Origin of the sequence: Pseudomonas sp. BN414, from assembly GCF_029871275.1 — a bacterium.
Taxonomy (GTDB): Bacteria; Pseudomonadota; Gammaproteobacteria; order Pseudomonadales; family Pseudomonadaceae; genus Metapseudomonas; species Metapseudomonas resinovorans_C.
This window is the reverse complement of sequence record NZ_SSOL01000031.1, coordinates 53,575-65,584: the sequence shown is the minus strand read 5'-3', so window position 1 is coordinate 65,584 and position 12,010 is coordinate 53,575. Positions and strand designations below refer to the sequence as shown.

The window sequence follows — 12,010 nt, the reverse complement described above, 5'->3', positions numbered from 1 at the left end:
TCCGGCGCGCAGTCAACGAAAGAGCAGCCCCGGCTGCTCTTTTTGTTTCAAGAGAAAGAGCCTGAACCATGACCGATGCCCAAACCGCCGCCGAACGCATCCTCGCGCTGCGCGCCGAGCTGGATGCGCACAACTATCGCTATTACGTGCTGGACGAGCCGAGCGTGCCCGATGCCGAGTACGACCGTCTGTTCCGCGAACTGCAGGCCCTGGAGGCTGAACACCCCGAGCTGGTGACGCCGGATTCCCCGACCCAGCGGGTCAGTGGTGCTGCCTTGGCGGCCTTCGGCGCTGTGCGCCACGAGGTGCCCATGCTCAGCCTGGGCAACGCCTTCGAAGAACAGGACCTGAAGGACTTCGATCGCCGCGTGCGCGAAGGGTTGGGAGAACTCCTGCCGGGTGGCGACCTGTTCGGTGATGGCCCGCAAGTGGAGTACACCTGCGAGCCCAAGCTGGATGGCCTGGCGGTGAGCCTGTTGTACGAGAACGGCATGCTGGTGCGTGGCGCGACCCGTGGTGATGGCACCACGGGCGAAGACATCAGCAGCAATGTGCGCACGATCCGCAACGTGCCGCTGAAACTGCAAGGCGAAGGCTGGCCGGCCGTGTTGGAAGTACGTGGCGAAGTGTTCATGTCCAAGGCCGGTTTCGATGCGCTCAACGCGCGCAACCTCGAACTGGGCGCCAAGACTTTCGCCAACCCGCGCAATGCTGCGGCGGGCAGCTTGCGTCAGCTGGACTCGAAGATAACCGCGAGTCGTCCGCTGGAGTTCTGCTCCTATGGTTTCGGCCGTGTCGAAGGCGAGCTGCCGGACAACCAGTACGCCATTCTCCAGGCGCTCAAGGGGTGGGGACTGCCCATCAGTCGCGAGCTGAAGCTGGTGAAAGGCGCCCAGGGTTGCCTGGATTACTACCGCGACATCGGCGAGCGCCGTGACGGCCTCGCCTATGAGATCGACGGTGTGGTCTACAAGCTCAACAACCTGGCCTGGCAGCGCGAACTGGGCTTCCGTGCGCGTGAGCCACGCTGGGCGCTGGCCCACAAGTTCCCGGCGCGGGAAGAACTCACCGAGCTGCTGGGTGTGGAGTTTCAGGTTGGCCGCACCGGCGCGGTAACGCCGGTCGCACGCCTGAAGCCGGTGCAGGTGGCCGGCGTCACCGTTTCCAACGCCACCCTGCACAACATGGATGAGGTCGAGCGCCTGGGCCTGATGATCGGCGACACCGTTGTCATCCGTCGCGCGGGCGATGTGATCCCGCAGGTCATGCAGGTCGTGCTGGAGCGTCGCCCGGACGATGCGCGCCCGGTGCACATCCCTGAGCAGTGCCCGGTCTGCGGTTCGGCTGTGGAACGTACCCAGCTGGTCAAGCGCGGCAAGGGCAAGGAAACCACCAGCGAAGGCTCGGTGTATCGCTGCGTCGGTCGTCTGGCCTGTGGCGCCCAGTTGAAGCAGGCCATCATTCACTTCGCCTCGCGCCGCGCCCTGGATATCGAAGGCCTGGGCGACAAGATCGTCGAGCAACTGGTGGATGTCGGCCTGGTCGCTTCGCCGGCTGATCTCTACACCCTCAAGTACGAGCAGGTGGTGGAACTGGAAGGCTTTGCCGACCTGTCCACCCGAAACCTGCTAGGGGCCATTGCAGAGAGTCGCAAGCCGGCGCTGGCGCGCTTCATCTATGCACTGGGCATCCCGGATGTCGGTGAGGAAACCGCCAAGCTGTTGGCCCGCGCTCTGGGCTCCCTGGCGCGCATCCAGCAAGCTCTGCCGGACGTGCTGACCTACCTGCCAGACGTGGGACTGGAGGTTGCCCACGAAATCCACGCGTTCTTCTCCGATGAGCACAACCAGAAGGTGATCAGCAGCTTGCTGGAACGTGGCGTCGAACTGCAGGAAGAGAGCGGCCTCAGCCCGGAGTTTGCTGCTTGCGCCACTTTTGCCGGCTTCATCGACAAGCTGAATGTGTCCGGCATTGCCAGCACGGGTGCGAAGAACCTGGCCGAGAAGGCCGGCAATCTGGAGGGCCTGATCGCCCTCAGCCGCGACTGGCTGGACCTGAGTGTAATGAAAGGCCTGAACGAAAAGGCCAAGCAGGCCTTGCGTGAGTTCTTCGCCGTGGACGACAACGTCGCTCGCGCCCAGGCAATCGAAGCCCAGTTGCGTGATTTCGGCATGCACTGGGAGAGCGAGAGGAAAGCGGTGGAAGGGCTGCCGCTGGCCGGACAGACCTGGGTGCTCACCGGTACCCTGGAAGTCATGAGCCGGGATGTGGCCAAGGAAAAGCTCGAGGCGCTGGGCGCCAAGGTCGCGGGCTCCGTGTCGGCACGTACCCATTGCGTGGTGGCCGGTCCCGGTGCCGGCTCCAAACTGGCCAAGGCCAACGAGCTGGGAGTCCGGGTGCTGGATGAACAGCAGTTCCTGGCCGAGTTGGCCCAGTTGGGCTGACGGTCAGGCGCTGAATCCCAGCGTTGCGGCATCGAGTTCTGCAGGCGTGGCGGCCTGAGCCATCGCCATCGCCGCGTGGCAGCTCTGGCGATATTCGCTGGGGCTACAGCCGACCAGCTGCTTGAAGGCTCGGGCGAAGTAGGACGGGTCCTTGAAGCCCGCTTCGTAGCCGATGCTGGTTACCGGCATCTGGCTGTTCTCCAGCAAGTGTTTGGCGAAGTCCATGCGCTTGCCGAGGATGTATTCCATGAAACCCACGCCGTTGACCTCCTTGAACAGGCGGCTGAAACGGAAGGGTGTCATGCCGCATTGCTGGGCCAGTTCCTTCTGGTCGACGCTGTCGCGGAAATGCTGCTCGATGTAGGGCATCACCTTGCTCAGGGCCTTGTGCTTCTGGTGGCTGCTGGTCAGGCGAATGCTGTCGGGGAGTGGGGGATTGCGTTCCAGCAACGGTTTGCGACCCAGGCTGGTGACCGCGCGGCGCACTTCGCAGAGTTGTTGGAGACTCTCCAGATAGCGAATCTGATCCTCTGCCGCGAGGGGCAACACCACGAACTCCCAGACCCGCGCCCTCATCGCCCAGATCGCCAACTCTTCTGAATGCTGGACAGTGAACATACTGATGGGGATGGACGGATAGGCGCGCTTGGTTTCCAGCAGCAGGTTGAGCCCATTCACATCGGGGCGGTCGAAGTGCACGCAGATCATGTCGATCTGGCGGACCTGCTCCTTGCCCGGTGCGTTTCGGCCGCTGGCCAGCCGGCACTCGCAGCCTCCGCTGAACTGTTCGATGAGTTTGCCCGTCGACCTGTCGCGAGTGAGGTCGAGCCAGAGCAGGACTGGTTCTACGGCGGAGTTCGACTGCATGTTTTAACCCTGCGCCCATTTATTGTGCTTCCCCGAGCTGCAGTATTGTCAGTGTGCCACTACGCCAAAGAACCAATCCCTATAAGTCCGCGCAAACTCCAACAACACCGTTCTACCCAAAAGTGGGTGCCCCAATTTTCGCGGCTTCCACGCCCTCCTTACCGTTCGTCATCCGACCAGTCGCCCGCCTGTAAGCCGCGCCCTTGCTGGGCTTGAGCGCTTTTAGCGTCGCGCTGCAAAAACCTGCAAGAAAGTCCTAGCGATCCGCAAAAAACTCCTAACTCCCCACTTTTGGGGGTGACTAGGGTGGACTCAGGCGGGGCGAAGAGCGCCGTCGGACCTGTGGATACAACCTGAGTGAGGTGGGCGAAATGACTTTTGAAGCGATCAAGACTTCGGTGATGAAGTTCCTGAAAGACGAAGACGGCCTGACCATCGTCGAGTACGCCGTAGCCGGTGGGCTGATCACTGCCGCGGTAGCTGCGACCTTCACTGCTCTGGGACTCAACGTGGAGACCCGTATGAACACAGTTTGTAACGCTGTTGGCGGCGGCGCTGCCTGCTGAGTCGCGCGGAACAGGAAGGCTGGCAATGGCCATCGAGCATCTCGCCTCCGTTCCCGTCTTGCTAGGGCTGTTGGGCATTGCGGTGATAGTCGACCTCGCCCGTCACCGCATCCCCAATCTCCTAGTGTTGTTGGGGATCGGGCTTGGTATAGCCGGACAAATCTATTCCCAAGGATTGCTCGGCCTCGGCCTCGGTGTCCTGGGAGTGTTGATCGGACTGGCCGCCTTTCTGCCGTTGTACGCCCTAGGCGGAATGGCAGCGGGCGACGTCAAGTTGATGGCCATGGCAGGTGCCTTCCTGGCCCCCCTGGACGCGACCTGGGCTGCTGCTTTCAGCCTCATGGCCGGCGCTCTATGTGGTCTTGCGCTGGTGCTGATGCGTGGTCAGTTGCCAATGACCTTGAACCGTTACTGGCTGATGTTCAGGTTGCAGACCTACGTTGCACCAGAGGCGGGCGAGGTGGCTGGCAAGCCATTTCCCTTTGCGATTGCCGTGTTGCTCGGAACGCTGGCCAGCGTTCTCTGGCAGCCTTTCGGCCAGTAGATAGGGAGCCCGTACATGTACGCTGTCAGCGATAGTGGCGCCTACTCCAGCGAACGCGAGGCGGTGCAGCGTCTGGCACCTTTGCCGCGCAATATCCGTGAAACCGGCCTGGCGGAAAATTTCCTCGGCGACCTGGTCTGCAAACATCTGCACGACGCGGGGGTCCTTGACCTGTCGCGCCTGGTCGAGCGGCTGGCGCTGACCGGCGCGGTGCTGGAAGAAATTCTCGGCTTTTTGCGCAAGGACGGCCGCATCGAAGTCCTCGGCCAGTCGGGCGGCCAGGCCCTGCGCTATGGGCTCACCGAACGTGGCCGCAGCGCCGCCCGCGATGCCCTGGCCCGTAGCGGCTACATCGGCGCCGCACCATTCCCGGTAAGCACCTACCGCTCGCTGCTCAAGCTCCAGACCATTCACCACGGCCGAGTCACAGCGCGTGACATGCGCAGCGCCTTCCAGAACGTGGTACTCGCCGACAGCATGCTGGACCAGCTCGGCGTGGCGATGAACTCCGGTCGCGCCATCATGATCTACGGCCCGGCCGGTACCGGTAAGACCTACATCAGCAGCCGGCTGATCCGGCTGTTCGACGAAGCCATCTGGGTGCCCTATGCCATCGCCATCAACGAGGCTGTGGTGGAAATCTTCGACCCCCAGGTGCACCAGGTGCTGGAGGACAGCGCACAACCGAACAGGCTGCTGCTGGACGAAGGCATCGACCGCAGGCTGGTCTGCTGCAAGCGGCCGATACTGATTACCGGCGGCGAACTGAGCATGGAGCAGTTGGACATCCGTTATGACGCCTTCACCCGGCTCTACCAGGCGCCCCTGCAACTGAAGGCGAGCAATGGCCTGTTCATCATCGATGACATGGGGCGCCAGCGCATGGCCCCGGCCGAGTTGTTGAACCGCTGGATCGTGCCGATGGAAGAGAAACGCGATTTCCTCAACTTGGGAGGCGGGCGCCACTGCGAACTGCCCTTCGACCTGATCCTGGTGTTCTCCACCAACCTCAATCCGCTGGAACTGGCCGACGAAGCCTTCCTCCGGCGCATTGGCTACAAGCTGCATTTCAACTACCTGCAGCCCCAGGAATACGAACGCATCTGGCGCCAGGAGACCGAACGGCTGGGGATTCCTTTCGATCCGATCCTGCTGCGCTACGTGCTCCAGGGCCTCTATGAGCTGCAGGGCATGCCGCTGGTGCCTTGCCACCCGCGGGACCTGCTCGGCATGGCGCTGGACCGCCAACGCTATCTCGACGGCTCCGGCCCGCTGTCGCCGCAGGATCTGGAATGGGCCTGGCACAACTACTTCGTCCAGCTCGACTTCCTTGATTGAGGAGAGACCGACATGAGCGCACGAACCCTCACACTGATCGCCCTGTCCCTGCTGCTGGGACTCGGCGCGGCCTGGATGGCCAACAGCTGGCTGAGCGCCAAGCTCAATGCCAGTCCGGATGACAACCTCCAGGCCATAGTGGTGGCCACGGTGGAAATTCCCTTCGGGCAGATGATCGAGGCCCAGCAGGTGACGGTCGTGCGCATGCCCAAGGGAACGGTGCCGGACGACGCGTTCGATACCCCCGAGAAAGTGGTGGGCAAGATCGCCACCTTCCCCATGCTACGTGGCGACATCCTGCGCAGCGCTCGGGTCGCCGAGCATCTAGGCGGGAGCACCCTCGCTTCGCTGATCGAGTCGGACAAGCGCGCGATCTCGGTGCGGGTCGATGACGTGGTAGGGGTCGGCGGCTTCCTGTTGCCGGGTAACCGGGTCGACGTGCTGGCCACCCGGCAAGTGAACGGCAGCAATGACAGCGAGTCCCGCACCATTCTTCAGGATCTTCGGGTACTGGCGGTCGACCAGACGGCCAGCACCGATAAGACCCAGCCCGTAGTAGTGCGCGCCGTGACCCTGGAGATGACGCCCAAGGAGGCGGAAGTTCTGGTCAAGGCCATGAGCGAAGGGCGCCTGCAACTGGCGTTGCGCAACCCGCTGGACGACCGCAAGAAAACCGAGGCCGTGGCAGCGGCCAAACCCGCGCCGGCCGTACCGGTCGCACCTCGTCCCTTGGTGCGTCGGATGGAGGGGCCCAGCGGCGTGATCATCATTCGTGGCACTGAAGTGAAAGTGGCTAAGGCCCAGTTCTAGCGGGCCCAGCGGGCCGGTGTAGTCGCGGCCAGTCAACGGAGGAGTGCGTTATGCAAGGCATTCGGAAACTAGGGGCCCTGGCAGCGCTGCTGTTGGCCTGGATGGTACAGCCTGCTCCCGTGCCTGCGGCGCAGCCCTCGGCACAGGTGATGGGGATGTCCGCGCAGAACAATGGCCATATCCAGGTTCCCATCTATAAAGCGCGCATCCTCACCACTCGCGCGGCAGTCAAACGCATTTCGGTGGGTAACCCCGAGATCGCCGACATCCTCATGACTACGCCCAACCAGCTCTATCTGCTAGGGCGCTCCCTGGGCAGCACCAATGTGCTGTTGTGGGACAACAGCAACCGCTTGATCGACAGCCTCGAGCTGGACGTCGTGCATGACCTTGCCGGTCTCAAGGAGAAGCTGCACCAGCTGATGCCCAACGAGCGCATCGAGGTATTCAGCGCCCAGGGCTCCCTGGTGCTGCGTGGCCAGGTCAGCAGCGCCGCGGTGATGGACACGGCGGTGAAGGTGGCCAAGAGCTACGCGGCGCAAACCGCCAGCATCGTCCAGGGCGAAGGTGAGGCGGCCAAGCTGGCCCCGGCGCAATCGCTGGAAGTGATCAACCTGCTCACGGTTGGCGGAACCCAGCAGGTGATGCTGGAGGTGAAGGTCGCCGAGATGCAGCGGAGCCTGTTCAAGAACCTGGACGTGCGCTTCAACGCCCTCGACTTCGGTTCCTCCAGCCGCTGGTCCACTGGCGGTTTCAACAACGGTAGCGGGCTGGGCTTCGATGCCGATGGCAACATAAATCCCACCACCTTGTTCGGCAACGGCAAGGGCTTCCTCGCTCAGTTCCTGTCGGACGAGTTCCTTTTCAACGTGGTGCTGGAGGCGGCCAAGGACAACGGTTCGGCCAAGGTACTGGCCGAGCCCACCCTGACCACGCTGAGCGGACAGCAGGCCGAATTCATTTCCGGTGGTGAGTTCCCGATCCCGATCACCGAGGACGAGGGCATCACCATCGAATTCAAGGAATTCGGCGTTGGGGTGAAGTTCCTGCCCGTCGTGCTGGATGCCGGCCGTATCAACCTGAATCTCAATGTCTCGGTCAGCGAAATCTCCAACGCCAACTCCCTGGTGCTGGATACCGGCCTGGACAGCGTGCTGGGTGACGGCGTCGCGCAGATCATTCCGTCCCTGACCAAACGCAGCGCGCAGTCCACCGTGGAACTCGGCAATGGCCAGACCATCGCCATCGCCGGCCTGATCAGCGAGAACACCCGGGACTTCGTCAGCCGCTTCCCGGGGCTGGGCGACGTTCCCGTGCTCGGCCACCTGTTCCGCAGCCAGCAGTTCATCAATGGCGAGACTGAGTTGGTGATCCTGGTCACGCCGCACCTGGCCAAGCCAGTGGATGCCCGGACCGTGCGCCTGCCCACCGAGAAGTTCGTCGAGCCCAGCGATATGGATTTCTACCTGCTCGGCAAGACCAAGGGGCGTGAGGCGGGCCGGCCAGTGCCGGTCAGTCTCGGCGTCAGCGAAGGCCGGTTCGGCCATGACCTCAAGTAGCCGGAGACCCTGCACATGAAAACGATCATTTCCTGCTGCCTGCTGGCGCTCTGTGGCGGCTGCGTCATGAGCTACGAGGAAGGCCGCGTTGGCACCACTGGCTATAGCGTTTATCAGACCACCTACCAGCAGATCGCCGACAAGCAGCGCGCCGCCAATCCCGGCACCGAGGTGTCGCCCGCCGGCGTGGACGGGGACCTGACGGAACAGGTCATGGACAGCTATCGCGGAACCAAGGGAAATGCCGCACAGGTCGCCCAGCCCATCGAGATCAACATCGGCAACGAGTGAGGCCAGTAGTCATGAGCCCGAGATTCCCCGGAACACCTTGCGCCACGCCCCGGCGCCAACGGGGCTCGGTCATGGCGCTGCTAGCGGTGGCCATGCTCGCTCTGGTGGCCATGGCCGCCCTGGCACTGGATGGCGGACACATGCTGGCGAACAAGACCCGCCTGCAGAACGCGGTGGATGCCGCCGCCCTCAGCGGCGCCAAGACCCTCAGCCAGGTCCAGGGGTCACCTGACGCCGCCCGACTGGCGCGCGAGGCCGCGTTGGACACACTGGCACTCAATGCCGCCGCCGCTGGTAATCGCGAACTGGCTACGGCGGTTGCTGCAAACACGGGCTTCGTTGTGGTTACCCAATCGGCCAGTGTCTACGGGCCCTTTACCGTTTCAGGCCCCGTGGGGAGCAGCCCGCGCTATGTTCGCGTTTCTGTCCCCAGATACCCCTTGACGGGAATTCTCTGGGGCGCCCTGGAACTCATCGGCGGCGTCGGTACGGGCAAGGCAGTGGCCGCCATCGCCACGGCAGGCCCCAGCCCCACCAGCCCCTGTGACCTGGCTCCGGTGATGGTCTGTGGCAACAATGCCGCTGGCCAGCATGATCCGGCCAATGGCCTCTATTGGGGATTCCGGCTCGGCGATCTGGAAGTCCTGAAGACAGCCAAGAACAATACCTCCGACATTGGTCCGGGCAACTTCCAGTTGCTGGACTTCGGCTCAGGCGGCAGTACGGTGCGGGAGTCGCTGGCAGGAGGCGGGACAGTTTGCCCGAACATCGGCGAGAACGTCGCAACAAAGCCGGGCAACACGGTGGGGCCCTCGGTGCAAGGTCTCAATACCCGGTTCGGCGATTACCAGGGGGCCGGCCTTTCCGAGAGCAGCTATCCGCCGGATCTGGTGGTGGACTACAACCAACTCGGAAACGGCAAGGGCGCCCTGGAGCCGAACCTGGATACCGACGTAGTGAATTACCTGGGCAGTGGAGGTGGCCAGGTGAGCAGCGATGCCAACGGCAACCTTACCAGCACCGGTGGAGCTTCCCTGTTCGATTACAACGACTGGCGGACTCGCACGGCGTCCTGTGTCGATAATCCCTCGGCTTCGGGGTGCCGCAGCAACGGAGTGTTCGAACGCCGCATGCTGAAGATCGTCATTGGCAGATGCTCTGGTACCGATGGCGGTACTGCGTCGGTACCGGTGCTGGGTTTCGGCTGCTTCTTCGTACTGCAGCCGATGGATCAGCAAGGCGGCAGCGCCTGGCTGCTCGGCCAGTTCGTTCGCGAATGCGAGGGCGACGACCTGCCCGGCCCAACCCCCGCCACCGAATTCGGCCCGCAGATCATCCAGCTGTACAAAACCTATATTGACGACAGCCGCACGCCGAGCACCGACTCGTAGGGGGCCGCCATGGGACATCATGCCTACAACGGGAAGTGCGGCCAGAACGGTGCAGCGATGGTGGAGTTCGCCATCGCCTTGCCGCTGCTGCTGTTGCTGCTGTTCGCCGTTGCCGAGTTCGGTCGCATGCTGTTGCAGTACAACAGCCTGCTGCAGGCCAATCGCGATGCTGTGCGCTATGTCGCCGCCAACGCCTACAACCACACCCTGGGGCGGGTCGATGTCACTGCTGCCCTGCGCACAGAGACCCAGAACCTGGTGGTCTACGGCTCGCCTGTGGTGCGCACGGGGATGCAGCCGCTGGTACCGGGGCTGAGTACCGCCAACGTACAGGTCACCGCCGTGGCCGGCACCACCGACCACGTTCAGGTGAGCATCAGCTACACCTTCCAACCCGTGATCGGCAACGGATTGCCAGCTCTTGTCGGGCGCGCAATCAGGCTGGATTTCCCGCTGGTGGCCACCACTGTAATGAGGGCGCTGTGATGAACATCGGGCGGATGCGCGGGACCTACACGGTTGAGTTCGCCCTTGTCGGGCTGCTGCTGTTTTTCGTGTTGTTTTCAGTATTGGAAATGGGGCGGCTGTTTTTCACCATCAATGCCCTGAACGAAACCGTGCGACGCGGGGCCCGTCTGGCCGCGGTATGCGATATCAGCGATCCGGTAGTTCTGCGTCGCGCCATCTTCAATGCGGCAACCGATAGCGGCGCCAGCAGTCTGATCAATGACCTGGAGGTGGCTGACCTCAGCCTTGTCTACCTGGACCAGAACGGTGCCATTGTCGCCAGTCCCAATGATCTCGCCGGCGCCAATGGCTTCCGCGCCATCCGCTATGTCGAGTTGCGCCTGCAGAGCTTCACCTTCGACTTCCTGATCCCCGGATTCGGCGGAAGCTTTACGCTCCCGGTGTTCAGGTCGACCATGCCGCGCGAAAGCCTTGGCCGTCATGCCGAGGTCGGCGTCGCTCCGGGGATAACGCCATGCTGAAGACCAGAGAAACCACACCTGCCCAGGGCAATGGGACATCGGGCCAGCGCTTGCTCATCAGTAGCCGCGACGCTGCTGCATTGCGCCACTTGCAGGGTTACTGCCAACGCCTCACCGGATTGTTGGTCAGCACCCGGCTGGTCACCAACGGTCACACCGATCCGCTCTATGGTCTGGAACAGAAACCTGACCTTTTGCTGCTGCGGGTCAGCCACCTGTGGCGTGAGGAACTGGCGGCGCTGCTCCAGCGTCCGGCCCATGAGCGTCCACCCTTGCTGGTCTGCGGTCCGCTGGAGGAGCGTGAGGGCATACGTCTGGCGATGCAGGCGGGCGCCCGCGACTTTCTCCCTGAGCCTGTCACCGAGGAAGACCTGCGTGCAGCCCTTGGCCGTCTGGTTCAAGAGTCCAGTGCGAGTGCCACGGGCGGCGGCCAGGTGGTGGCGGTGATCAACGCCAAGGGCGGCTCCGGTGCCACACTGCTGGCTTGCAACCTGGCACAGCAACTCAGTAGTCGCGGCGCGGGCACCTTGCTGCTTGACCTCGACCTGCAATTCGGCAGCGCCGCGCATTACCTGGATGTTCACCCCGGCCACAGCCACATGGACGTGCTACAGCAGGTCGAGGAGCTGGACGGCATGGCATTGCGCGGTTTCTGTAGTCACTTCAGCCCGACCTTACACGTTCTTGGCGGCCGCTCCGACGAGCTCTGCCTGACGCAGGACGTGCATTTGGAGCAGCTGGAGGCATTGCTGCGCCTGTCCCGCAACACCTACGACTGGGTGGTAGTGGACTTGCCACGGCAGATCGATCACCTCACGGGTGTCACTTTGGAGCAGGCCGACCGGGTGCTGATCGTGGTGCAGCAGAGCCTCAGTCATCTCAAGGATGCCACCCGCCTGGTGCGCATCCTGCGAGACGACCTTGGTCTGCAGGGCAATCGTCTGCAGGTGGTAGTCAACCGCTACAACAAGGCTTCACCGGTGACGCTCAAAGACATTGCTGAAACCTTGCGTTGTTCGGACGTACAGAAGCTGCCCAACGATTACGCGGTGGTCAGCGAAAGCCAGAACACCGGTGTGCCGCTGGCGATGCATTCACCGCGGGCGCCGGTGACATTGGCGCTGCGAGCCTTGTGCGAAGACCTGGCAGGCGCAGAGGGTGCCAGCCAGGGGCTGTTGAAACGTACCTTCGGCCGACTGTTTGGGGGGTAG

12 protein-coding genes are annotated in these 12,010 nt (G+C 63.0%); 11 read left to right on the top strand and 1 reads right to left on the bottom strand.

Annotated features, from left to right (window positions below; translation table 11 throughout):
- Positions 1-68 precede the first annotated feature (68 nt).
- The gene (gene ligA, locus E8E95_RS04420; RefSeq protein WP_280348422.1) at positions 69-2,444 is read left to right on the top strand and encodes an NAD-dependent DNA ligase LigA; all 2,376 of its coding nucleotides are present in this window, start codon (positions 69-71) and stop codon (positions 2,442-2,444) included.
- A 3-nt stretch (positions 2,445-2,447) separates the two neighbouring features.
- Here the strand turns inward: ligA and E8E95_RS04415 are convergent, their stop codons facing one another.
- Positions 2,448-3,311, bottom strand: a complete 864-nt coding sequence (locus E8E95_RS04415; RefSeq protein ID WP_280348419.1) for a response regulator transcription factor — start codon at positions 3,309-3,311, stop codon at positions 2,448-2,450.
- Positions 3,312-3,682: 371 nt separating this feature from the next.
- On the opposite strand from E8E95_RS04415, the gene E8E95_RS04410 reads away from it, so the two are divergent.
- From E8E95_RS04410 to E8E95_RS04365, 10 genes are all read left to right on the top strand, one after another.
- Complete coding sequence (locus E8E95_RS04410) at positions 3,683-3,877, top strand: Flp family type IVb pilin (protein WP_280348417.1); 195 nt, start codon at positions 3,683-3,685, stop codon at positions 3,875-3,877.
- Between the two features lie 25 nt (positions 3,878-3,902).
- On the top strand, positions 3,903-4,421 hold the full coding sequence (locus E8E95_RS04405; RefSeq protein ID WP_280348415.1) for a prepilin peptidase: 519 nt from the start codon (positions 3,903-3,905) through the stop codon (positions 4,419-4,421).
- A gap of 15 nt (positions 4,422-4,436) precedes the next feature.
- Positions 4,437-5,759 (top strand): AAA family ATPase, encoded by a 1,323-nt coding sequence (locus E8E95_RS04400; protein WP_280348413.1) that lies wholly within the window; start codon positions 4,437-4,439, stop codon positions 5,757-5,759.
- Between the two features lie 12 nt (positions 5,760-5,771).
- Entirely contained in the window at positions 5,772-6,569 is a 798-nt protein-coding gene (gene cpaB, locus E8E95_RS04395; protein ID WP_280348411.1) for a Flp pilus assembly protein CpaB, read from the top strand.
- Positions 6,570-6,619: 50 nt separating this feature from the next.
- Positions 6,620-8,128, top strand: a complete 1,509-nt coding sequence (locus tag E8E95_RS04390; RefSeq protein WP_348532570.1) for a type II and III secretion system protein family protein — start codon at positions 6,620-6,622, stop codon at positions 8,126-8,128.
- A gap of 15 nt (positions 8,129-8,143) precedes the next feature.
- Entirely contained in the window at positions 8,144-8,419 is a 276-nt protein-coding gene (locus E8E95_RS04385) for a hypothetical protein (RefSeq protein WP_280348407.1), read from the top strand.
- A 71-nt stretch (positions 8,420-8,490) separates the two neighbouring features.
- Positions 8,491-9,810, top strand: coding sequence for a Tad domain-containing protein (locus E8E95_RS04380; protein WP_280348406.1), 1,320 nt, complete (start codon positions 8,491-8,493; stop codon positions 9,808-9,810).
- Between the two features lie 9 nt (positions 9,811-9,819).
- Positions 9,820-10,296 (top strand): pilus assembly protein, encoded by a 477-nt coding sequence (locus E8E95_RS04375; RefSeq protein ID WP_280348404.1) that lies wholly within the window; start codon positions 9,820-9,822, stop codon positions 10,294-10,296.
- The gene (locus E8E95_RS04370; RefSeq protein ID WP_280348402.1) at positions 10,296-10,799 is read left to right on the top strand and encodes a TadE/TadG family type IV pilus assembly protein; all 504 of its coding nucleotides are present in this window, start codon (positions 10,296-10,298) and stop codon (positions 10,797-10,799) included. Before E8E95_RS04375 ends, E8E95_RS04370 begins: the two co-directional genes overlap by 1 nt.
- Positions 10,793-12,010, top strand: coding sequence for an AAA family ATPase (locus E8E95_RS04365; RefSeq protein WP_280348400.1), 1,218 nt, complete (start codon positions 10,793-10,795; stop codon positions 12,008-12,010). The genes E8E95_RS04370 and E8E95_RS04365 overlap by 7 nt, the downstream gene beginning before the upstream one ends.